The sequence below is a fragment of the Halomonas salinarum genome (assembly GCF_012062845.1).
Taxonomy (GTDB): Bacteria; Pseudomonadota; Gammaproteobacteria; order Pseudomonadales; family Halomonadaceae; genus Onishia; species Onishia salinarum.
The window spans coordinates 1-23,360 of record NZ_WWNB01000003.1 but is presented as its reverse complement, the minus strand read 5'-3'; the positions used below and the strand labels follow the sequence as shown (position 1 = coordinate 23,360).

General features: G+C 57.2%; 17 protein-coding genes and 4 pseudogenes. 11 read left to right on the top strand and 10 right to left on the bottom strand.

Features of this window, described 5'->3' with window-relative positions:
- Positions 1 to 7: 7 nt before the first annotated feature.
- Together HF027_RS03140 and HF027_RS03135 are read right to left on the bottom strand one after the other, a co-directional pair.
- Entirely contained in the window at positions 8 to 3,112 is a 3,105-nt protein-coding gene (locus HF027_RS03140) for an efflux RND transporter permease subunit (protein WP_168012825.1), read from the bottom strand.
- Positions 3,109 to 4,410, bottom strand: coding sequence for an efflux RND transporter periplasmic adaptor subunit (locus HF027_RS03135; protein WP_168012823.1), 1,302 nt, complete (start codon positions 4,408 to 4,410; stop codon positions 3,109 to 3,111). Before HF027_RS03135 ends, HF027_RS03140 begins: the two co-directional genes overlap by 4 nt.
- Positions 4,411 to 4,663: 253 nt before the next feature.
- Here HF027_RS03135 and HF027_RS03130 point away from each other — a divergent pair, with 253 nt between their 5' ends.
- The gene (locus tag HF027_RS03130; protein ID WP_168012821.1) at positions 4,664 to 5,695 is read left to right on the top strand and encodes a zinc-dependent alcohol dehydrogenase family protein; all 1,032 of its coding nucleotides are present in this window, start codon (positions 4,664 to 4,666) and stop codon (positions 5,693 to 5,695) included.
- 80 nt (positions 5,696 to 5,775) lie between these two features.
- Here HF027_RS03130 and HF027_RS03125 read toward each other — a convergent pair whose 3' ends face one another.
- From HF027_RS03125 to HF027_RS03115, 3 genes are read right to left on the bottom strand one after another with little or no spacing between them, the layout of a single operon-like run.
- Complete coding sequence (locus tag HF027_RS03125) at positions 5,776 to 6,078, bottom strand: circadian clock KaiB family protein (RefSeq protein WP_168012819.1); 303 nt, start codon at positions 6,076 to 6,078, stop codon at positions 5,776 to 5,778.
- The gene (locus tag HF027_RS03120) at positions 6,075 to 7,793 is read right to left on the bottom strand and encodes a DUF7125 family protein (protein WP_168012817.1); all 1,719 of its coding nucleotides are present in this window, start codon (positions 7,791 to 7,793) and stop codon (positions 6,075 to 6,077) included. The genes HF027_RS03125 and HF027_RS03120 overlap by 4 nt, the downstream gene beginning before the upstream one ends.
- Positions 7,794 to 7,831: 38 nt before the next feature.
- Positions 7,832 to 10,414 (bottom strand): bifunctional diguanylate cyclase/phosphodiesterase, encoded by a 2,583-nt coding sequence (locus HF027_RS03115; RefSeq protein WP_168012815.1) that lies wholly within the window; start codon positions 10,412 to 10,414, stop codon positions 7,832 to 7,834.
- A 641-nt stretch (positions 10,415 to 11,055) separates the two neighbouring features.
- On the opposite strand from HF027_RS03115, the gene HF027_RS03110 reads away from it, so the two are divergent.
- Positions 11,056 to 11,553: a phasin family protein gene (locus HF027_RS03110; RefSeq protein WP_168012813.1), complete on the top strand. Its 498-nt coding sequence runs from the start codon at positions 11,056 to 11,058 to the stop codon at positions 11,551 to 11,553.
- A 222-nt stretch (positions 11,554 to 11,775) separates the two neighbouring features.
- Positions 11,776 to 12,234 carry a general glycosylation pathway protein gene (locus tag HF027_RS15470; RefSeq protein WP_209316386.1) on the top strand — a complete coding sequence of 153 codons (459 nt, stop codon included), beginning with the start codon at positions 11,776 to 11,778 and terminating at the stop codon, positions 12,232 to 12,234.
- A 94-nt stretch (positions 12,235 to 12,328) separates the two neighbouring features.
- On the opposite strand, the gene HF027_RS03100 is transcribed toward HF027_RS15470, so the two are convergent.
- Positions 12,329 to 12,493, bottom strand: a complete 165-nt coding sequence (locus tag HF027_RS03100; RefSeq protein WP_168012811.1) for a hypothetical protein — start codon at positions 12,491 to 12,493, stop codon at positions 12,329 to 12,331.
- Between the two features lie 377 nt (positions 12,494 to 12,870).
- On the opposite strand from HF027_RS03100, the pseudogene HF027_RS03095 reads away from it, so the two are divergent.
- Positions 12,871 to 13,218 (top strand): annotated as a pseudogene (locus HF027_RS03095) (transposase); the annotation flags it as partial.
- Here HF027_RS03095 and HF027_RS03090 read toward each other — a convergent pair.
- Together HF027_RS03090 and HF027_RS03085 are read right to left on the bottom strand one after the other, a co-directional pair.
- Positions 13,171 to 13,834 (bottom strand): annotated as a pseudogene (locus tag HF027_RS03090) (IS630 family transposase); the annotation flags it as partial. The pseudogenes HF027_RS03095 and HF027_RS03090 sit on opposite strands and share 48 nt — an antisense overlap.
- A gap of 214 nt (positions 13,835 to 14,048) precedes the next feature.
- On the bottom strand, positions 14,049 to 14,267 hold the full coding sequence (locus tag HF027_RS03085) for a hypothetical protein (RefSeq protein ID WP_168012810.1): 219 nt from the start codon (positions 14,265 to 14,267) through the stop codon (positions 14,049 to 14,051).
- A gap of 115 nt (positions 14,268 to 14,382) precedes the next feature.
- Between HF027_RS03085 and HF027_RS15545 the strand changes: the two are divergent.
- Positions 14,383 to 14,547, top strand: a pseudogene (locus HF027_RS15545) (helix-turn-helix domain-containing protein); the annotation flags it as partial.
- Positions 14,548 to 14,613: 66 nt separating this feature from the next.
- Here HF027_RS15545 and HF027_RS15830 read toward each other — a convergent pair.
- Positions 14,614 to 14,841, bottom strand: a pseudogene (locus tag HF027_RS15830) (DUF86 domain-containing protein); the annotation flags it as partial.
- A gap of 105 nt (positions 14,842 to 14,946) precedes the next feature.
- Positions 14,947 to 15,324: a hypothetical protein gene (locus HF027_RS03070; protein ID WP_168012808.1), complete on the bottom strand. Its 378-nt coding sequence runs from the start codon at positions 15,322 to 15,324 to the stop codon at positions 14,947 to 14,949.
- A 154-nt stretch (positions 15,325 to 15,478) separates the two neighbouring features.
- On the opposite strand from HF027_RS03070, the gene HF027_RS03065 reads away from it, so the two are divergent.
- The 6 genes from HF027_RS03065 to trkA all read left to right on the top strand — a co-directional run bounded on the left by HF027_RS03065 (position 15,479) and on the right by trkA (position 23,234).
- Positions 15,479 to 16,132, top strand: coding sequence for a potassium channel family protein (locus HF027_RS03065; RefSeq protein WP_168012806.1), 654 nt, complete (start codon positions 15,479 to 15,481; stop codon positions 16,130 to 16,132).
- Positions 16,093 to 17,499 (top strand): TrkH family potassium uptake protein, encoded by a 1,407-nt coding sequence (locus tag HF027_RS03060; RefSeq protein ID WP_342448704.1) that lies wholly within the window; start codon positions 16,093 to 16,095, stop codon positions 17,497 to 17,499. Before HF027_RS03065 ends, HF027_RS03060 begins: the two co-directional genes overlap by 40 nt.
- A 143-nt stretch (positions 17,500 to 17,642) precedes the next feature.
- Complete coding sequence (gene trkI, locus HF027_RS03055) at positions 17,643 to 19,118, top strand: Trk system potassium transporter TrkI (protein WP_168012802.1); 1,476 nt, start codon at positions 17,643 to 17,645, stop codon at positions 19,116 to 19,118.
- A gap of 6 nt (positions 19,119 to 19,124) precedes the next feature.
- Complete coding sequence (locus HF027_RS03050; RefSeq protein WP_168012800.1) at positions 19,125 to 21,128, top strand: ATP-binding protein; 2,004 nt, start codon at positions 19,125 to 19,127, stop codon at positions 21,126 to 21,128.
- A complete protein-coding gene (locus HF027_RS03045) occupies positions 21,118 to 21,864 on the top strand; it encodes a response regulator transcription factor (RefSeq protein ID WP_168012798.1) in 747 nt (248 codons plus the stop codon). The genes HF027_RS03050 and HF027_RS03045 overlap by 11 nt, the downstream gene beginning before the upstream one ends.
- Entirely contained in the window at positions 21,861 to 23,234 is a 1,374-nt protein-coding gene (gene trkA, locus HF027_RS03040; RefSeq protein ID WP_168012796.1) for a Trk system potassium transporter TrkA, read from the top strand. The genes HF027_RS03045 and trkA overlap by 4 nt, the downstream gene beginning before the upstream one ends.
- The last annotated feature ends 126 nt before the right edge of the window (positions 23,235 to 23,360 follow it).

Here is a 23,360-nt window from a genome sequence, read left to right as displayed (position 1 = left end):
TATGTGCTCATGTTGAAGCGATTGCCGCGCGCCAATGTTCAAGATAGGAGAGCAAGGCCGGAACCACCGCCAGCACCAGCAGCGTCGAGAAGCCCAAACCGAAGGCGATGGACACCGCCATGGGAATCAGAAATTGTGCCTGCAGAGAGGTCTCGAAGAGCAGGGGCAACAGGCCACCGATGGTGGTCAGCGACGTCAGCAGTACCGCCCTCACCCGCTGCACAGCGGCCTCTACCAATGCCGCATTGATATCCAGGCCCTTGTCTCGCTGCTGGCGGTAGAAGCTCACCAGAATAATGGCGCTATTGACCACAATGCCGGAAAGGCCAAACAGCCCGAACAACGATAGAATCGTGAGATCGATGCCCAGCGCCCAGTGCCCCAGCAGCGCTCCCACCAGCGCAAAAGGAATGATCGCCATCACGATGAGTGGCAGGCTCCAGGAGGCAAACACCCAGGCCAGCACCACGAACATCAGCCCCAGCCCCATGACCAGGCCGGTACGCATATCACCGAGCGTATCGCGCTGATCCGCGGAGCGACCCTCGAAGCTGTAACGAAGACGATGCTCCTGCGCCAGCTGAGGTAATACCTGGGCTTCGAGGCTTGCGAGCACCTTGTCGCTTGAGGTGACAGCCTGGTTGAGAACCGCGGTCACTTCGACTGCAAGCTGACCATCGGCATGCCGCAGCGCCTCGAAACCCTGACGGTACGACATATCCATCACCTGCTGGAGGGGCACGAAGCGTCCATCATCGAGGCGGATCGTCAGCTGAGATAAGCTACTCAACTGCTCACGCTGCGCCCGGGGCAGCAAGACCCTCACCTCGATCTCATCGGCACCATCCTGAAATTTCTGCACCAGGCGGCCGTCGAAGGCCGCGCGAAGCTGGCGCCCCAGTGACGCCGTGGTCAGTCCCAGTGCCTCACCTCGAGGACTCAATGAATAGATCAGTTGCTCACGCCCCCACGGCATGTCGTCGTTGGTATCGAGGACACCGGGCAGGTTGCCTAGCGATGCGGCAAGCGAGGTGGCCGCCTGCTTGAGCTCCGTCGCATCGTTGCCGGTCAGGCGAATATTGACATCTTCCCCCGGCGGCCCCGCGCGTCGTTCACTGATACTCAAGTTATCCAGCCCTGGCGGAAGCTCAATGCGCTTACGCCAGGTGGCAATGAACTGGCTATTGCGTACCTCGCGGACATCCGGAGACACGAGCTCAAGGCGCATCGCGCCGACCTGATCTCCTGTGCGACTACCGCCACCATCATCGAGACTACTGCCGTGTAGCGTTACGGCATGCAAGACCAGCGGCTGATCAAAGCTCTGTTCGGTCTCGTCCAGCGTCTCTTCCAGATGAGCCATGAAACGATCCACGCGTTCTCGCTCAGTCCCTGAGACGAAGCTGGCATTGGCATAGAGAATGCTGGATTCCGGCGTCGGGAAGAATTCGAAGCTAATCCGGCCGCCGGCCAAGAGGCCCACCGTGACAAGCACCAAGGCCACCCCCGACGCAATAGTGCCCGCACGGTAGCGCAAGGTCAGGACAGAGAAGGCGCGAAAAGGCCCTTCACGGAAGCGTTCGAAGCCTTTATCGAAGCGCTCACGCAATCGCGTGACGGGATGTGGCCGACGACCCACAGGGGCCGGCTGGAAGGCATGGCGCAAATGCGCCGGCAGCACGATGAAGCACTCAATCAATGAGGCCACCAGCACGCAGATCATCACCACAGGAATATCGACCAGAATGTTGCCGATCACGCCACCGACAACCAACAACGGCATGAAGGCCGCCACAGTGGTCAAGGACGAGGCCAGCACCGGCCAGACCATTCGCTTTGCCGCCCCCTCCGAGGCGAGATGAGAGGCCTCGCCGAGCCGGTAATGCGCATCGGCATCCTCACCGACCACAATGGCATCATCGACGATGACCCCCAGCGCCATGATCAGCGCAAACAGCGATATCATGTTGATCGACCCGCCGATCCCCCACAGCACGGCCAATGCCGCAAGAAAGGCGGTCGGAATGCCGATAGCGACCCACAAGGCCACCCGACCGGGCAGAAACAAATACAAAAGCACCATCACCAGCAACAGACCGCCCAACCCATTGCCGACCAGCAGAGAGATGCGGTCGTCGATCAACTGCCAGCTCTCATCATAGGTCTCAAGGGTAACTGACGGTGGCAGGGTCGGTCGGGTCTTTGCCAACCACTCTTCGAGTAGCTGAGCCGCTTCCAGGGAGTTACCGTTCTCGGCACGCTGCAGCAACAGCTCGACCGCTCGCGAACCCGACCGCGTCAGCGTGGTTTGCCCGTCCTGAGGCTCCTGGCGAAGCGTGGCAATATCGCCCAGGCGCAGCAGTGTCTGTTGATTGGCAATGACAGGGAGTTCGGCAAATGCCTGGGGGTCACGTCGCTGCTCAACCGACCTCAACTCTCGGGTACTGTCCTGTTGCCCCATGAGACCCGCGGGCAGATCACGGGACAGGCCCTGCACGCGATCAGCGATCTGATCGAGACTAAGTCCCAGGGCCATGAGTCGCTCGGCGGGCACCTCGATACTGATCTGTTGCTCAGGCAAGCCATTGATTTGCAATCGGTCGATACCGGCTTGCAGCAACTCGTTCTCAAAGCGATGGGCGAGCCGGCGCAGTTCCGCCGGCGCCAGATCGCCGTGTATCAACAGCCTGGCGATCGGATCATAACGGGCGACCCGAATCACCTGAGGCTCTTCGGCATCGTCGGGCAGATTGGTGAACTCATCGACCTGCTGACTGACATCATCCAGCGCAATGATGGGATCAACGCCTTCGTTGAACTCGAGCGTCAGACTCGAGATCCCCTGAGCCGAGGTCGACGTCATGCGCTTGAGGCCATCCACACTCTTGATCCGCTGCTCAAGCGGAACGGTGATGCCTTCCTCGACGTCTTCCGCAGATGCACCGCTCCAGACGACCCGCACGCTGACCACGTCCAACTCAAACGTCGGGAAGAACTGAATGTTCATGCGCAACAGGGCCAGCGAACCGCCAAGTAGCATCATCAGCATGATGAGATTGGCTGCCACCTTGTGGTGGACGAAGAAACCGATGATGCCGCGACGCTCACTCAAGGCGAGACCTCCTCACCGCCGCTCGCGTCCAACGCCTTGCCATCATCGACCAGCAAACCATCGACAGCGTTAGGCAGATGGGTTGTCACCACGCGCTGGCCCGTCGCCAGATCTGCCCCTTGCACCAGTAGCCAACGCTCCCCCGCGCTCGCCTGTGTTTGACCCGACACTGAGTCAGGCACAACCGTCTCGCCCAGAACCCTGACGCTCAGTCGTTCGAGCCGATTTTCATCGATGAGATAAAGCGTATCGTTGCCGTATAGGCTGCTGTAGGGGACAGCCAGCGTATCCGCAACCGGAGGCAACTCGAGCAGCACGGATAGCATGCTACCGGGACGTACCTGACCGCCCCCGCTGGCAACCGTTGGATCTGCAACAATCGAAAGGATCGCCTCGGTACCGGCGGGGTCGCCCTCGCCGGCCAAGCGTTCCAGGCGCAATTCTATCTCTCGCTCAGGCACTTGCGCACGAAGCGACAGCCCGTCTCGCAGCGCCATCACTATCTCGTCCTGATACCGATTAGGCACCCGCGCTCTTAGATCAAGCCCGGTCACGGGGTAGACACTCAACAAGGCCACGCCACTGGCAACACGATCACCAGGTGCCACCTCAACACGGGTTATCACACCATCGAAGGGGGCCATCACACGGCTACGTTCGGCATCTCGCTTTGCGGCATCAAGGCCCGCCTGCGCTCGGTCGAGCTGGGCCTCGAGGCGATCAAGACGCGTCGGATGCTCGGCTAGAGCACGCTGACGGTGGGTGATGGTCAGCTGAGCTTGATCTTCCCCTTCACGGGCATCATCAAGCTCGGACTGGGAAAGCAGGTTGCGAGAGGCCAGCGAACGCGCACGCTCTAGTCGGCGCTGCGCGTTGCCGAGTATCGCCTGCTCACGCGACAGGGCCTGCTGATCATTGGCATAGCGGATGCTCTCGCTCTCGATCTGCGCCTTAAGGTCTGCGACCTCGGCGCGGGCCTGTGTCAGCGGCGGCTGGACATCGGCCTCATCGAGGGCCACCAGTAATTCCCCCTCCGCCACACGCTGCCCGTCGTGCACCGGGCGCGAAGCGATCCGCCCCGAAAGAGGCGCGGTCACGGTAATCAAGTCGGGTGCCACCACGTTTCCATAAAGCGGCACGACAGGGCGATGTTCACCCAGCTTCACGGGCATTGATGCCACGCGCCAGCTACGTTCTTCAGCGGTTACCTCGACCGGAGCCGGCGCCGTCATTTTGAGATACAGAAATACCAACCCTCCCAGCGCGAGGATCAGCAAGGGAATGATTCGCTTCAACACGGGGCCCCCATCGAGCCGGCTATATCATGGTGCGATCATACAGCCTATCGCCGTCTCTCGCGCTGAGACACTGCATTCACTCATCATCCGCTTAACCTTGGAGACGAAGAGGCTGGCCTCACGTTTATAGCCCCTTCACTTATGCGGTTGCCTTGATGTGTATCAATGCGACCATGGACACATCAGGCCATCCTAGACAGCAATTATCTGGCAACCGTTGAACTCGGCTGCTTTTCATCAAGGAGGACGCTTCATGAAGGCATTGGTATTCAATGGCCCCGGAAAACGCAACTGGGAAGAAAGGCCGCGACCAACGCTTCAAGAACCCACGGATGCCGTGATACGCATCACCCATACCACTATCTGTGGTACCGATCTGCATATCCTTAAGGGCGACGTGCCCGCCGTGGAGTCTGGACGCATTCTGGGTCATGAAGGCGTCGGAGTGGTCGAGGAAATAGGCGAAGGCGTGAGCAACCTTCGTGTGGGCGACGAAGTATTGATCTCCTGCATCACCTCATGCGGTCGCTGCGACTACTGCAAGCGAGGGGTGTACGCTCACTGTCGCGACGGTGGCTGGATACTCGGCCACCTGATCGACGGCACCCAGGCCGAATATGTACGGATCCCGCACGCTGATAACAGCCTCTATCCGCTACCTGAAGAGATGGATCGTGCCGCGGCCGTCATGCTCAGCGACATCCTTCCCACCGGGCACGAGATCGGCGCGCTGAATGGCGAAGTTAAGCTGGGTGATAGTGTGGCCATTGTCGGTGCCGGCCCCATCGGCCTGGCGGCACTGATGACCTCACGCTTCTATTCTCCGGCGCAGATCATCATGATTGACCCGGACGAGAACCGCCTGAAGATGGCCAAGCAACTAGGCGCTACCGACACCATTGCTCAAGACCCGCTGGAGGCCATCGACAAGCTGACCGGTGGCGAAGGCGTGGACGTCGCCATGGAAGCAGTGGGTATCCCGGAAACCTTCGATATCTGTCAGCGCATTGTTCGCCCAGGCGGCCACATCGCCAATATCGGCGTGCATGGCAAGAGCGTCGATTTCCAGCTACAGGATCTGTGGATCAAAAACATCACCCTCAGGACAGGCCTGGTGAACACCGACACCATTCCGGTACTGATGCGGGTTGTCGAGAGTGGCGGCGTCGAACCAGCCGGTCTGGTGACGCATCGTTTCAAGCTCAACGAAATCGAGAAAGCCTACGATATCTTCAGCGAAGCGGCGAAGGAGCACGCCATCAAGATGCTGCTGACCGTAGAGTGAAGGGTGATGAGCCATGATGTTCTAAACGCTGGCAGCGCTGCTGCCAGCTTAAATGTTCGTTTCCATGGCCTACATCAGTATCAGAGCACCGAAATAAAATCTGTCAGACGGCCTTCATCGGAGAGGTCGCCATAGAGCAATCGACGATTCCCTTCCGCATCAATGTGCAACAGTGCAGGGGTGGCGAAGATGCCAAAATCGATGGCCTGTTGCGGTTCTCGCAGAAGATCGATCTCGTGCACTGGCGCAAGATCGGGGCAGGTTGCTGCGAGCGCCGCTGACAGGTTGCGGTGGGCTCGTCGGGAACGCGGCGCATCGCCAGCAAGGAAAAGGACAAGCGAACTCTCGTTTTGCTGGTTATCGTCGGCAAGTGGCTTATTCACTGGTCGAGTCCTCCCTGACCTGGATCCCGGTGTCGCAGTATGCTGTTGTCGTGAAGGTCCGTTTCCTGATCGCTTGCCGTCTGATCATGATGCTCGAAACTCAGTTCTTCCTGGAGTCGCTGAAGCTCCTCCTGCCCATGCTGAATCATAGTGCGGGTCTTGCTGATTTCCCGTTCCAGTCGTTGCTGCTGGCGAAGCCGTTCCTGGGCCCGGTGCTTGCGTGCCGCGGCCTCCTCACTCTCTTTCTGCAGGCGTGCCGTACCCATCAGCACTTCGCTGCCAAAGGGATAGGTATCGGCAAGATCAATGCCTTCGTGGCTCAGGAGCATCTCCCGGACCTGGTTGGAGTGCCCCGTTCCCCGCGACTTGACGACCGATAGCGAGCGATTGCGCTCGCCCAAGTTAATCTGGTAATTCAACACAATCCAGGTATCGGCAAGCGTCGAGGCATGACTCAGACTGGATTCGCTTGAAGGCTCTTCCGACTCGGACAGCGAGGTAAGCATGGTAGTAATGCCGCGAGTGCGTGTCACGGCAATCAAGCGCTCCAGGGCAAGGAACGCATCTTCGGCACCCGACGACTTGAGTAGTGCCGAGGCGGGATCAATGACCAGGCAGTCTGGCTTGAAATCATCAAGCAGCCCCAGTAGCGCCATGTAGTGCTCTTCGACCAGGCCATCCCAGCTCGCGCGGGCAACAACCTTCAGAAGACCGCTGTCGATGGGTGTCTGCAGGTCGATACCCACGGTGGCAACATTGCGCACGATCTGGCGGGCGAACTCGTCAAAGCTTATCAGAAGTGCCCGCTCTCCCCGTCTGGCAGCAGCCGCAACGAAAGCCGCCCCCAGGGTGGTCTTGGAGGTGCCGGGCTTGCCGGAAATCAGCGTAATCGAGCCGCTGTAAACGCCGCCTCCGAGTAACTTGTCGAGGCGCTGGATGCCAGTGCCAAGGCGTTTACCGGCAGCCGGCACTGCCTCGGCGTTGAAGGTATCGGCATAGGGCAGATGAATGCCGGCGCTGTCAATCAGCATGGCAAGCTCATCAGGGTTATGACGAGTCCCCCGATACTTGGCGATACGAAAACGCCGATTGAGGCGCTTGTCCACCAGAATGCTCGACAGCACGAGGATGGTGGACAGCATGAACTCAATGCCGGTGAGATGGTCTGGCTGGGGGCGATCATTCCCACTGTGTTTGCCGGTCAGGATCAGGGAGTAGCCGTTGTCGATACACCAGTCATTGATTTGGGCGATCTGATCAATGGCTACCTGGCTGTCGGGCTGGCGACGCAGCAATTGATCGATCCCGTCGAGGACTATCCAGGTTCCGGCCACGCGCTTGACGCAAAGGTCCAACATGGCGATAAGGCTTTCGATATCAAAGGCCCCGGAAAACTCGGCCCGCCGCATCGGCTGGCCATCGATGATCTCGCAACGCGATGATTCCCGAAGCTGCGGCCCCCAACAAAAGGCATCGGCATTGCGCAATATCTGTGCGCGAGATTCCTCGAAGCTCATGAAAACACCGCCCTCCCCTCGTTCCAGGGCACTGGCGAGTATCTGGAGGCCGATAATGGTCTTGCCGCAACCGGGTTCGCCGATCACCAGCGTCGCGCCGCCAGCCGGCAGCCCGTCATGAGTCACTGTATCTAGGTCATGGATACCGGTGGGGCGCTTGACGAGGCCCTGCTCCGCTGCTATTTCGGTATCGCTCATGCTATCTCCTGCGGAAAGATCGCTCTCGATAGGATCTTCTACGTAAATGTGGCATCTGGGATTGCGTTCAGGGGCAGACGCGAGCGCTTCTCCAGTAACCAGCGGAAGTCTTCCACTTCAAGCGGCATGCCATAATAGTACCCTTGGCCGATCCGGCACCCCAGTTCGAGCAAAACATCACGCACGGCATTATTTTCCACACCCTCTGCCACCGTGTCGGCACCCAGTACCCGGCTGATGCCCAGGATCATCGACACGATATCGCGATTGTAGGATTCTTCAATGAGCCCCCTCACAAAGCCCATGTCGATCTTGATCTCATCGAAGGGGTACTGCTGGAGGTAGAGCAGCGATGAATAGCCGGTACCGAAGTCGTCCAGGGAGAGCCGTACACCAAGCGCATGCAGATCATTGAGCTGCTTACGCAGCGCCTGGGATTCCTCACTGAATATGCTCTCGGTGATTTCGAGTGTCAGTGATGATGGGACAATGACATGCAACTCAAGGGCCTGGCGAACCGTGGAAGCTAGATCGCCGCGCAGAAGCTGTTCCACCGAGACGTTCACCGAGACGTTGACCAGGTCGAGTCCTGCGTCCTGCCATTCGCGCAGATGGCGGCAGGCCTCAAAGATCACCCACTCGCCAATCGGACCGATCAATCGGCTTTGCTCGGCAATGGAGACGAACTGCCCCGGCATCAGCATGCCACGCTCGGGATGCACCCAGCGGATCAATGCCTCGCAGCCAATCACGTTGCCGGTCGACAGGTTTACCTTGGGCTGGTAATGCAGCTCGAACTGGTCATCGTCCAGGGCTCGGCGGAGCTCCCGGGTTAGGTCTATGCGCTGCTGGGCAAGTCGGTCCATTTCCTTGTCGTAACGGTGGAAGTCGTTGCTATACAGCCGGCGGTTCTCGTGTAAGGCGATCTCCACCTCGTGAAGCAGCGTTTCGGCGCTGCGTTTCTCTTCACCTAACAGGGTATACCCCCCGCGCGCTGCAACTTCGATGGCCAGCCCACAAAGATGCAACGGCTGGTGTAAGATACTGGCCAGTTTGTCGAGATGCTCGTGGATACGAGAAGCATCATCAACAGGCATCAAGACAATGAACTGGTCACCGCTGATGCGGCCGATCAGGACATCATCCGATAGGTGCTCTTCAAGGCGACGTGCCATCTCGATGAGCAAGCGATCACCGGCCTCGTAGCCATGCGCATCGTTGACGTTGCGCATCTCCTTGATGTCCAGCAGCGCGATCATGGTCTGCGGGTTCCAGCCATACCGCTCAATGTGGCGTGAAGCAGCTTCTGTGAAGCCCAAACGATTGACCAGGTCGGTCAGCGGATCCCGGTAGGCCTGGCGGGCAAGCTGTGCTTCCTGCTCGTGCTGCTGCGTGATGTCCTGCTGGATGCCGATGTAGTGAGTGCAGTCTCCTTCCGCGCTGAATACAGGACTCAACGAGAGGTGGTTCCAGAAGGTCGTGCCGTCCTTGCGGTAGTTTAGCAGGATGGTATCGACATACTGCTGCGCACCGATGGCTCGGTGGATAGCCATGACCGCCTCGGGATCGGTGTCAGGACCCTGCAGGAAGCGGCAATTGCGACCCAGCACCTCGTCGGACGGATAGCCGGTAAGGGTATAGAAAGCGTCGTTGGCATACACCAGTGGCATGTCAGGATGACTGGCATCCGCCATCACCATCCCATTGGGTGTAGCCTGGATGCCTCGCTCAAGCAGGTAGCGGGTTTCTTCTTCCTGTTTTTGACGCGTGACATCACGGCAAACGCCATAAACCCCTACGACCTCACCGTCCACGGATACCGGGAAGTTGAGGACTTCAAGCTGAACGGCATAACCATCTCGATGCCGGCCTATGGTTTCGTACTGGCGCGACCCGCCTCGTCGGGCGATATCGAAACAGGACTGGGTAAACTCACGGTAGCCGGGATCCACGAAGTCATTGAAATGGCGCCCGATTATCGTCTCTTCGGGGTATCCCGTGATACGCGTAAGTGCCGAGTTACTACGCTGAAAGTGCCCCTCCAAATCGAATTCATAGACGCCATCGGGATGGTTCACAAATAGCGAGCGATGCCACTCGGACAATGTCCGATGGTTGATAGCGTCACGGTTACGCACAATGGCTAGAGCCATCAGCGCTGCGGCCTGCTTCAGTCGGCAACGCCCCATATCAGTAGAGTGGCGAGGCTCGCGAAAATAGAGACTAAAGGTACCTAGTAGCTCGTCATCAGCTGTCAGTACAGGGATTGCCCAGCAGGATCGTAACCCCTCGCGCTCAGCAGCAGCGCGGAACGTCGGCCAACGTGGGTCAGTGCGGATATCTTCGGTGATCACCGGCTCAAGGCAGAATGCCGCGCAGCCGAAGGCGGCCATTTCTGGGCCAATGGGAACGTCTTGGAGAGATTGCTGAAAGGCCGGCGAAAAATCTTGGTTGGGAGTGAGACTCAGCGTCTGACGACTGGCGTCGAAGCGCATGAAAGCCACAATGGCATCAGGGAGTTGCACTTCGACCCCGCGAGCAATGGCCGCCAATGTTTCATCAAGCGGGGCCTGCTGCGCGATCCGTTCGTGGACCTCCTGCTGCGCCTCCATTAGTTTCATTTCATCGAGCACTCCCACGCCTCCATGTGCCAAGGGTAGCCGACGAACTAGTTTACCTAGTCATATAGCATGATAATGGAGGAGCTTCTATTAATAGGCAAGGCTCGTTTTTTAAACTGGAACCATGATTTACTGCGTAAAAGTACGTAACCAAAAGTAATGGCACTTCTTGATTATTGGAGATTGTGCTTGGTCAGCTTTTTGGCATTTCTTTCTGATACAACCATTAGCCATGCATCTTAATTCTGAAAGCCCCAAGCCTTCCCCTTCCAATAAAGCGTTCTTCGACGTTCATGTGGATTTGGCCTGATCGAACAGGGCGACCCGATGCTTGGCCGCCTGGTTGCCGTTTTCCAGGTCTTCAAGACCGCCCAACGCATGCCTTTGGTCCCCTTCTCATGGCGTTCCTTTTTGCGAACCTCGTCCAGCGCCTTGGTGAAGGTCTGCACGGTGTGAACACCGTGACATAACGCGTACCTCCCTGAGACGTGGTCTCATTCACTCCGAAGGTGGCTACGGTGGTAGATGCGGCGCCAAAGCGCCGGCCTATATTGCACTGCACAAACCTTCTTGCTATTGTGCAGTGCAGTAGAGAGGGTATCTCCCGTTCCACGACATTCAGAACATTGGAGGTTCCCATCATGACCAATTTCTTCGCATTCGACGCCAAGCAGTTTGACACTGCCCAGTTCGAGCCCGTGTTCTTGGTCCCGGCACGCGCCTTCGCCGTCCTATCCATCGGCGTCACCGAGAAGCTGGTTAATGCCCAGCTCGACGCTACCAAGGCCTATCCCGACACCGATTTGACGCAGCTGCGTAGCCTGGTGGAGATCAAAGACGCCGCGGGCCTGCAAAGCTACCTGGAAGGCCAGCAGACTGTTGCCAAGGAACTCACCGAGCGCCTGAAGAGCGATGCCGGAAAGGCGATAGCCCTGCAGCAGGAGTTCGTTCAGGAAAGCCAGCAGCAGACCGAAAGCAGTGTGAAGCAGGCCCAAGAAGGCCTCCAGCAGCCCCCTAAGACCGCGACCAAAGCGGTCAAGGAAACCGCTCCCAAGGCCACCCGCGGACCACGGTCACGCCAGGCCCCAGGCCGCCGATTCATGATCGGCGGCCTCTTGGTATATGAGCAATGGAGTTAGGCGATTGCGATAGACTTGCCCGAGTTCGACACTTCCAGCCCGTTTTGGGCCTGAAACTGGCACATGGGGACTGAAAATTTCAGTGAGTTAGAAACTCTCTGCCAGAGTTTCTGTAGTGACGCGTTTCGAGCAGTTTCCTTTCAGCTCAGACCAGTTGCAACCCCTCAGGAAAAACCCCGTTTTTATATATGGTAGTAATTCTATTGGCGGGCCGGAGAAAAGATGGATAAGCTGAAAATTATTTCTGATTTGATGGGGCGTGCTGTTTATGGGCTCATCAGCTTGAGCCTGGGCATTATAAGTCTCACAATGATGGGCGTTGCCTTATGGGATATATGGCTCTCGGTACATGAAAGAACCTTGCTTGTTGCAGCCCTTCTTAACGCCATCGGCTTGATCGTGATTGGGATGGCTGTATTTGATGTATCCAAATTCCTGTTGGAGGAAGAGGTTTTTAGCAGCAGCGCTACAAAGTCGCCCGCAAAACAGAGAGGGGCTTTGTTAAAGTTCCTCGTCATAATTGCCATTGCCATAAGCCTTGAGTCCTTGGTGTTCGTGTTTGACGCTGGGACAAAAGATATTACTACGTTGATCTACCCCACTTTCTTGTTGATTTCATCTGTTTTTGTGGTAGTAGGCCTTGGCGTGTATCAGAGATTGACTCGTGATGATGAAAAATAAGTGAATGCAAAAAACGTCGAAGAGCCTTGAAGTGGGCCCCTTTGTTCAGACTACCTGACAGGCCATCTAAGTTCGGATCGGGTCATCATCAGCGTCAGGCCGCATTGTTCAGTGGTTGAGGGAAATACAGCTCATCGGGTGTCGCATCGTCCAGCCCCTGGCGAGGCCGCTCCTGATTGTAGCAGGTGAAGTAGTGGCCGACGTCCGGGAGCCCAGCGATCAGTTGATGGACATCGGGAGTTTGCAAAATAGACGTCATGTGCCTTTCCGGTTATAAAACCTGGCAAACGGAACAATGAGGAACATATGATTTCGATGTCGGCTGCAGTTTGAGACGCCGCCATCAGATTATTTGACGCTCTTACCACAGGTAAATCACGAGTCGGCACCCTAGGCTCTGTCCGAAAAGTCGACGAGCGAAGGATAGACAAGGCAAAAAATCAGCGAAAAACGGACCGGGCTCGCGTTCGAGTTTACAGGCGGTAAATGAGTATTTTGACCGGGCTCGCGCACGAGCTGGTTTTTAACACCGTATAGCCGAGCACAGACACTTTTCAGACATGGCCTAATACTACAGTCGTAATTGAATAAGCTACAATGCATGTGATTGATACGGAAGCAATTACACGGTGAAGGATGCAGGAAATCGATCTCTCTGTCTCAGTATTGTTGGATGATCTGGCAGATCAGTTAGGCCCGCTCTTTCCGCGCTCTGAAACGCGCGATCGTGCCTTACGCTACATTCAGGGGTTGCTCAGTCAGTGCGAACGCAAGAATAGCTGGCATCTTGCCGAGTGGCTCGGCGATGCCAGCCCAGATGGGGTGCAGTACCTGTTGGATCGTGCCCGCTGGGATGCGGAAGCGGCACGCGATGTCCTCCGCCAGTGGGTCATCGATACGTTGGGGTCGCCTGACGGTGTCTTGGTCCTGGACGAGACCGGCTTTGTCAAGAAAGGTCAGCACTCGGCCGGCGTGCAACGCCAGGCGAGAGTAGGCGGTTACCTCGCAAGGCTTACCGACAGGGCTCCATGCATATGGCACCGATGATGATTGTGAAAAGCCTGATTCATCAAAGTAATAGAGCTCATGCTCGCCCTGGTCTTCTCGCTGGTGAAGCGCCTTGAGAAGGCCCTGAGTATTGCGAAAATCCGTTTCGTCACGCCGCGCCTTGAGTGAGTGCCGAATCCGCTTGAAGCTGAAGTCATTTTTTTTTCAACGCCCGGCGAAGGGTCACCGTGCTGACCGTTTTGCCGGTCTCTTCTTGAAAGCGGGCCTGCAAGGACCGAATCTGATGGGGCTGTTCGGCAACCAGTTCCTGCAATCGCTGGTGGTCATCCGCATCCAAGACCGGCGTTCGTCCACTGCGCGGTTTATCGATGAGCCCATCAAGTCCTGATGCTTCCCACTGCTTGAGCCATCGCGACACAGCATCACGGCGAACCTGCAGTATTTCACTGATTTGATTGATCGTATGGCCTTTATCACTTAGCAGGATGGCATGAGCACGCCGCCGTAAGGCGCGCTTCTCACCATGGTGATAGGCCGAGGTCAGCGTTTGCTGTTCAGAGTCAGTGAGAGGGGCAACGAAGCGCCTTGCCATGGGGTCATCCGTGTCAGAAATCCTAGCGCAATTATGCACGAAAACTTAAGATAAAGCACTTAATAAAAGGCATTAGAGCGCCCGCTCCACCGCTTTGATTCGTCAATTGCCGAGGCCACTGCACCTGCTAGACGAACGTTCAGCACCAAGAAATGACGTCACTGCGTAGAACCGCACGCTAGCCTAGTCAGCCAAGTCGAGAGCGGGACAGCTATCAACTTAGCTTTCTAGTAACCGTGCAGTGGCACACATCACCGTCGATGCTATCAATACGAACAACAACTGTTCGATCTTCGGCCGGATCTTCGGTAAACAGGAGCCAAGTATTGGAGTCGAGAGCGCGCACATATTCCCTGCCCACCTCAGGCCCCTTCACCTGATCCGTGCCAATCTTTGTGGTCATGCCAACCTCAAGTTGTCTTATATCTTGCATGAACTTCTCCTATGTCAAGCCTGGACTCATAGAGTAACCGCAGCACTTTGGCCCACGAGGTAGAGGCAGGAGGGCCGGTACCCTTCTCGGCCCACCGTCCAAAGTGAAGCAGAGCATGGGATACCGACAGCTGCCCCAGACCCAACGATACCAGATCTATGCCCGTCATGACCTGGGCATGAGCCGACGTCAGATCGCCAGAGAGCTTGGCATCCACAACAGCACGGTCAGCCGGGAGCTGCGCCGCAACGCCGCCGACAGCGGTTACGATCCTGAGCAGGACTGCGGAAAAGGCAAGCAGCGAGCGGTAATCGCGGTTTCGGATGACTCCTTTAACGATCTCGGCATCAAGGTCTAGGTAGTCGTGAACGAGTGCGTTGCGTAAGCCTATGACTTTGTTCCATGGTGTTTGGCTACTGTCATGTCCCTGACTCTGAAGTTTGTGAAATGCCTGACATGCATCACTGGGAACCACCATGGCAAGGGACTTCAGGCGTTGCTTGGCGATGCGGATACAGGCCTCTATTAATAGTTGGAGGTTGGTTGCGTTCTGCGGCTCGGTAGAGCAGGGCATTGAGGCCGCCAGGCTGGTGTTCTGCCTGGTATAGCAATTCCAGTTCTTCGGCGATGGTAGCCAGGTGCTGCGCTTATTGCTTGAATTCAGGATCAACAGACAGCGTCATGTATGATTACGGTTTTTAACGACTCGCCTTGCCAGTGACATTCCGATAGCGGCACCGGTTAACTGAGCGTAAGTAGTAATGCCTGCATAGATAAGCTCTGAATGCGTATGGGTGGAAATATACTCTGCGGGAATAGCGGACAAGGTTGCTATGGCAGCAAATAAGAACCCCCATGCTGCGCTGTGAAACCATGCAAAAAATACAACAGGTACCATGTAAGGGAGCACGAACAACAACGGGTTTTCAGCATGAAAATTGTATATTGCCAACCCCACCAGCCAGGCGAGGAAAAACAATATGTGGGTGACAAAACTTGACTCTAAACAACGCAACCTCATGGCATATCTGCCCTGATTGACTCTAGGTATGGCCATGAGTAAAGCATACCTTACGAAAAGATCAGGAGTATAAACCCTGCATTTTTACGAAATTTTTACGATCAAAGCCCTTGCATGTTTACCGTACCAGCCTAGTGTTACAGCATTTACCTTTGCCGACCTTCACCCATCCAAATGATCAAGGGCCATCATGATAGAAAAGCAACAGTTTATTGTTATCGGCTTGGGCATTTTTGGCACCACCATTGCACGCGAGCTAACCCAGCTAGGACACGACGTGCTTGGGATTGATAATGACGAGCAGCGCGTTGATCGGCTAGCGAATGACATCACACAAGCTGTCATTGCCGACGTTACGGACGAAAATGCTCTCGTGGAGCTCAATGCCGGGACCTATGATGTGGCCGTGGTAGCCATCGGGCGAAATGTGGAAGCCACCATGCTGGCAACGCTTCAACTCAAGGAGCTTGGCGTAAAAAAAATATGGGCAAAGGCACTGACAATTCCCCATCACCGCATCTTAGAGCGCCTTGGTGCGACGCGCGTTATTGCACCAGAGTATGAAATGGGAGTTCGAATTTCTCAGGAGCTCAACTACCCCATGGTGCATGATTACCTAGGTCTCAATGATGATTATTTTGTTGTTGAGTTTCAGACCACGGAAGACCTGATAGGAAAAACCGTTGGCGAGATCATTGATGGTGTTAACGTTAATGCGCTTGTTGTGAAGCGTCGCCAAGAGGTTCATGCACCGCCCGATAATAGCTGGGAAGTGCTTGAAGGAGACCGTCTTGTTCTTGGCGGATGGTTGGAAGAGCTGAGAAGACTTGTCAAGAACCTATGACTGACATGAGGATTGACAAGGCACCTCCCCCGCAAAAAGGGAGATGGAAAAACCGTAGGCGAAGCATCAAACCGCCACATCTATTGCTTCAGGCATTCATCGTACTGATTGGGATAGGGTCATGCTTGCTGAAACTGCCCATCGCCACGGTAACGCCTATTAGCTGGATGGAAGCAGCGTTCACGGCAACCTCGGCAGTAACCGTGACGGGGCTGGTTGTCGTCGACACAGGTAACCAGTTCACCACCTTTGGACAGCTGATCATACTTTGCCTGATTCAACTCGGTGGACTGGGGCTGATGACATTTGCCGTGCTCACAGCACTGGCACTTGGTTTCAAGTTACGACTCAAGCACCAGCTTGTCGCGCAGGAAGCCTTTAATGAAGTCTCTCTCAAGACTGCCAGGCGAGCGGGACAATCCATTGCTTTCTTTGCACTTACCACCGAGGCCATTGGCATCCTGTTGCTTGCTACGTTCATGGTTCCCGAACTGGGATGGCAAGAGGGCCTTTACCAAGCACTCTTCTATGCGATTTCTGCTTTCAACAATGCGGGATTCGCCCTCTCCCCGGACAGTCTATCGGCTTATGTCAGCCACCCAGGCATCAGCCTTTCTGTTACTGCGCTATTCATCACCGGTGGCCTGGGTTATATCGTCACCATGGAGGTGCTGGAGAAAAGACGCTGGAGCCAGCTTTCGGTCTACGTAAAGGTCATCCTCATTACCACAGTGGTGCTCAACGCTTCCGCCGTTGTGGCCATCCTGGTTCTTGAGTTTAACAATCCCAGTACGCTGGGTGCACTGGATGGGCTTGGCAACAAGCTGTTGGCCGCCTGGTTTCAGGGTGTCACACCAAGGACAGCTGGTTTCAATACATTAGATATTGGTGCCTTGACGGCTGGCACCACCGTATTGATGCTGCTGCTCATGTTCATTGGCGGCGCCCCCAACTCAACCGCCAGCGGGATAAAGATCTCGACATTCTTCATCCTGATCACCGCAACGCGCTCCTTCCTCAAGGGCAACCTGGTCATCAACTTCTTCGGCCGGTCACTGAGTCGTGAGACCCTACTGAAAGCATTGGCTACCACGACCATTGGAATGGCCACGATTTTCATGGCGGTATGGATGCTGGCCATCCTGGTAGAAGACGACTTCATGGATATTGCTTTCGAAGTGGTGTCTGCGTTCGGAACTGTCGGTTTATCCCGTGGCACAACAAGCGAGCTCGGTACTGCTGGCCAGTTAATCATCATGGCCGTCATGCTGATCGGGCGCTTGGGCCCTCTTACGCTGGGCTATACCTTGACGATCCGGCGAAAGACAAATATCCGATATGCGACCACCGAGTTTCCCGTGGGTTGAGTAAGCCCATAGGTGGGGCCGTAGCGGGAGGCAGGTGGCAATGTCCTGTCTAGATTTTACGGATTTTTTAGATGGACCTGTGATGCCATAACGTCTTTGCCCCATGTCAGATGGCATAACCGTAACGAGTTGAGGAGGCTGCCATGTTCGAGAGCGTACTCCGGGAGCATTGGCTCAACTGGGCGCCAATCCTCAAGGTGCTCTCCGTTCTGTGGCTAGTCCTAGCTGTCTTCATGGCAGTGCCCTGGCTAGTGCTGGTCATCGAGGAAGACCCCGATGCAAGAGCCTTCGCCCTCTCCATCGGCATCGTACTGGCCGCAGTGACCATCAGCTGGCTTGCAACGCTGCGTGTAACAAGCGCCCTCAAGCCGTGGCAAATGTTTCTCGTCACCACGCTTAGCTGGGTGAGTATCAGTACCTTTGCTAGCCTACCGTTGATACTGGGAGCCCCGCAGCTCTCCTACACCAACGCCGTTTTTGAATCAGTATCGGCGATTACCACGACCGGCTCTACAGTACTATCAGGCATTTACCAGCTTTCCGATGGCCTCAAGCTATGGCGTGGCATCATGCAGTGGCTGGGCGGTATCGGCATCATCGTCATGGGTATCGCCATATTGCCGTTCCTCAAGGTAGGCGGCATGCGGCTGTTCCACACCGAGTCCTCCGACTGGTCGGACAAAATCATGCCACGAACCGGCGGTATCGCCATGGCCACACTGTTAATCTACATCGGGTTCACCGCGCTCGCCATGCTGTCCTACTGGTTGGGGGGCATGACCCCGCTGGATGCGATCGTACATGCCATGACCTCACTAGCAACCGGTGGCTTCGCCAATTCCGATGCCTCTTTCGGTGCCTATGCAGAACAACCCCAGCTGCTATGGTTGGGCTCCCTGTTCATGCTGATGGGCGCGCTGCCCTTTGTGCTCTATATACGCGTGTTGCGTGGGGCACGGATGTCACTGTGGCAGGACCAGCAGGTGCAGGGGTTGCTGATTCTGCTGAGTACGGTGTGTTTGTTGCTGACCCTGTGGCGAATATGGCTGGGTACCCCACCCTTCGAAGCCCTCACCCATGTGGTCTTCAATGTCATCTCCATCGTCACCACCTGCGGCTACGCGTCGGATGACTACACGTTGTGGGGCCCCATGGCCACGGTGGCGTTCTTCTATCTTACCTTCGTGGGCGGCTGCAGCGGCTCGACAGCTGGGGGGATGAAGATTTTCCGCTTTCAGGTCGCCATGCTGCTACTGATCAGCCAGTTGCGCTTCCTGATCCACTCCAGTGGCGTCTTTGTCTCGCGCTACAATGGCCAGAAGCTGACCGATGAAGTCACGCGAGGAGTGGTCGCATTCTCGTTCTTTTTCTTCCTGACCATCGCCGGGCTGGCACTAGGCCTCTCCCTGATGGGCCTGGACTTCGTTACAGCGCTCTCGGGCGCCGCCACAGCGGTGGCCAATGTAGGACCGGGGCTCGGCGACATCATCGGCCCGTCCGGAAACTTCTCCACCCTTCCGGATGCCGCCAAGTGGCTGCTATGCATCGGCATGCTGATGGGACGATTGGAGATCCTGACGGTGCTGGTCCTCCTGACCCCGATGTTCTGGCGGCAATAGATAGCCATGCAAAAGGCTCTTGTTGACACCATGCAGGATATCGACGAACACACGACCAGTCCGTCGAACCACCCCGCACCAATTCGGCTACTGGTCGCGCTGAGCGGTGGAACAGAGGATACCGCCCTGGTGCGTGCTGCCCATCGTTTGGCGAGGCGAGACCGTGTCCAGTGGTGTGCCGCCTACGTAGAGAGCGGTAGAGAAGATCTACAACGGCAGCTGATGCTGGAGCGCGACTTTGCTCAGGTTCAGCGCCTGGGAGGCGATGTCCGCGTGGTCTCAGGACAGGATCGCGCCCGAGAACTGTTGGCACTGGCGAATGAGCTAAAGGTTGCCACCCTATTGGTCGGTCATGGGCGCCCATCAGGCTGGAGAGTCTGGCGTCGCCCCCTGGCAGAGCGCCTAGCCCGTTTGGGTGGACCATTCGATCTCGTGGTCGCCGCCGAGGGGCGTCAGCGGCCACGCTTTCGTCCTCGCTCCCACCAACGCCGTTGGCTCTGGCGGGATGCGGGGATTGCCGTAAGCTCAACCCTAGCCGCGCTGGGCCTTTCTGCAGGCCTGAAGTCCTGGCTGGCACTAGGCAATCTGTCTTTGCTATTTCTCGGCGCGGTATTGCTCAGTGCCACCTTGGCAGGGACACGCTCGGCCATGCTGGCCGCCATAATGGGGTTTGTCAGTTTTAATTTCTTCTTGACTGAACCGCGCTATTCCCTGGCCATGGTGGAAGACGATCAACTGGTTACCGTGGTGGTCTACCTGCTGGTCGCCGTTGTGGTCGGCCAACTCGCAGGTAGCGCTCGAATGCGCCTGCTCGCCCTGCGTGCAAGCCGAGAACAGACCTATCAGCTGCTCACCTTCTCCCGAGAACTCACGGTGGCAACAAACCGACAGCGTGTTAGCGAAGTGGGCGTGGCCACTCTAATGCGCTGGCTCGGCTGTCCGGTGGTGATGCTGGATGCCACCGATGAAGAGGGTGATGTGTCACTGCTCAATAGTGCGCCGGCGGGACACCAACTTGGCCCCGATGCCAGGACCGCCGTGGCCTGGAGCCGCCTCCATCGTCGTCCCAGCGGCAAAGGCACCGAGCAGCCGCTAGATACCGACTGGCAAGTTATTCCACTGATGGAACAAGGGCGGCTGGTAGCGCTGGTCTGCCTGGCCCTAGGGCAACGGGAGCACCCGCCATCTCCCGACGAGGATGGGCGCATCGACGCCATGCTGCGCCTGCTGACACTGGCGCTGGAGCGTACCCGCCTGGTCGCCGACCTTGAGGCATCGCGGATTTCCGAGGAGAACGAGCGTCTACGTTCGGCCCTGTTGTCATCGGTCTCTCATGACCTCAGAACGCCCCTGGCCTCGATCATCGGTTCTGCCAGCACCCTACGCGACCTGGCCGACCAACTTAATGAGGCCGACCGTGGCGAACTTCTCGACGGCGTTTTAAGTGAAAGTGAGCGACTGGACCGGTACATCCAGAATCTGCTGGATATGACACGACTCGGGCAAGGAGGCCTAAAGCTGGAACGCGACTGGATTTCAGTGGAGGACCTGATAGCCAGCGCCCTGAGGCGCCTGGGGCCTGCGTTGCGTGGGCTAGACGTGCAGCGCGATTGGCCTGATGACCTGCCGCTGTTACATGTGCATCCGGCACTCATCGAGCAGGCGCTGGTCAATGTCATCGAGAATGCGGCGCGCTTCTCACCAGCGGATGGGGAATTGCACTTCCAGGCCGGCGTGGAATCTGACCAGCTATGGCTTGCGGTGACCGACCAGGGCCCTGGCATCGAGTCCCACCTGCGCGAGCGAGTATTTGACATGTTCTACACCGGTGGCGAGGGCGACCGTGGTCGCCACGGCAGCGGCCTGGGACTAGCCATCTGTCGCGGCATGCTCGGGGCCCATGGCGGCACCATCGCCGCCGAGCCCGGCCATAAGGGAACTGGGACCCGCATCGTGATGCACCTGCCGCTACCCGACGCCACCTTGGAGCCCTCCCATTATGTCGAGTGAACCCCACCGCATCCTGGTCATCGACGACGAGCCGCAAATACGCCGTTTCCTGCGTATTAGCTTGGTCTCGCAGGGCTTCGTGGTCTACGAGGCAGCGAACGGTCGCGAGGGATTGGACCTAGCTCTAAAGGAGGCTCCCGACTTGGCCCTGCTGGATCTGGGCTTGCCAGACATGGACGGCCAAGCGGTTCTCGACCGCCTGCGCGCTCGCGGCCAGATGCCCATCATCGTGGTCTCGGTGCGTGGCCAAGAAGGTGAAAAGGTAAGAGCCCTGGACCATGGCGCCAACGATTACGTGACCAAGCCATTCGGCATCCAGGAGCTGCTAGCACGCATCCGCGCCCTATTGCGCCTTCGCGGGGCGCTCCAGGATGTTCAGGAATACCAGCGCTACAGCGGCAATGGCCTAGTGATCGATCACGTCAAGCGGCGTGTGTGGCGTAACGATACGCCCGTTCACCTAACACCCAAGGAGTTCGCCGTACTCGAACGCCTATGCCGCCATAGCGGTCGGGTTCTCACCCAGACACAACTATTGCGCGAAGTGTGGGGGCCGAGCCATGCCGAAGATACCCACTACTTGCGCATTGTGATCAGCAAGCTTCGACAGAAGCTCGGTGATGACCCCGATTCCCAGTCACTTCTGCAGACCGAAGCCGGTATCGGCTATCGCCTGATGATTGAGCCTGAACGTGCCGACGATCTCGCCAACAATAAGAAGGAGAATCTTTCATGAAGATCATCATTCTAGGCGCTGGCCAAGTCGGCGGCACCTTGGCCGAACACCTGGCCCATGAAGAAAATGACATTACCGTGGTGGATACCGATGATAAGCGCCTGCGCGAGCTGCATAGCCGCCTGGATATTCGCACGGTGTCGGGTTCGGCCTCTTATCCAGCCGTGCTGCGTCAGGCGGGCTGCGAAGACGCGGATATGCTGATTGCGGTCACCAACTCCGACGAAGTCAACATGATCGCCTGTCAGGTAGCGCACACGCTGTTTCGCACGCCAACCAAGATCGCCCGCGTGCGTGCCACTGCTTACCTGACCCGCAAGGGCCTGTTCGCCCACGATGCCATCCCCATCGATGTCCTGATCAGCCCCGAGCAGGTCGTCACCGACCATATTCGCCGGCTGATCGATTATCCCGGCGCTTTGCAGGTCCTGGAATTCGCCAGCGGCATGGTGCAACTCGTCGCGGTGAAGGCCTTCTATGGCGGGCCGCTGGTCGGGCAGGAACTCGGCTTTTTACGCCGCCACATGCCCAACGTGGATACGCGGGTGGCGGCTATCTATCGTCGCAACCGAGCGATCATCCCCCGCGGCGACACCGTGATCGAAGCCGATGACGAGGTCTTCTTCATCGCCGCGCGTCGCGACATTCGTGCCGTGATGAGCGAGCTGCGCCGACTGGACCGTGATTTCCGTCGCGTCGTCATCGCCGGCGGCGGCCATATCGGCGAGCGCCTGGCCGAAACCCTCGAGCACAGCCATCAGGTCAAGATCATCGAGCATAGCCTCGAGCGCTGTACGAAGCTATCCGAACGGCTCGACCGCACCGTGGTGCTGCATGGCAGTGCTACCAGCAAGCAGCTGCTGCTCGAGGAAAACATCGAGGACTGCGATATCTTCTGCGCACTGACCAACGATGACGAAGTCAACATCATGTCGTCGATGCTGGCCAAGCGGCTGGGTGCCAAGAAGGTGCTGACCCTGATCAACAACGCCGCCTACGTCGACCTGGTGCAAGGCGGCGAGATCGACATCGCTATCTCGCCCCAGCAGGCCACCATAGGCGGCCTGCTGACCCATGTACGGCGAGGCGATATCGTCAATGTCCACTCGCTGCGTCGCGGTGCCGCCGAGGCCATCGAGGCGATCGCCCATGGCGACGCGCACTCTTCCAAGGTGGTAGGTCGAACCATCGATCATATTGATCTGCCCAGCGGCACGACCATCGGCGCCATCGTGCGCGGCAAGGAGGTGCTGATCGCCCACGATGACGTAGTGGTGGAATCTGGCGATCATGTCATCCTGTTCGTCATCGACAAGCGCCGCATCCGTGATGTGGAGCGGCTCTTCCAGGTCGGGTTGAGCTTTTTTTAGGTTCATCGCAGACTGGCGTGAAAGCGAAGTGGTCTTAGGTAGAGACGGGATAGAGAAACGACGGTAAATCCGAGTAAGCTGATGTTCACCACAAACGTCTGCTCACGGATACCGCCGTTGCCATGG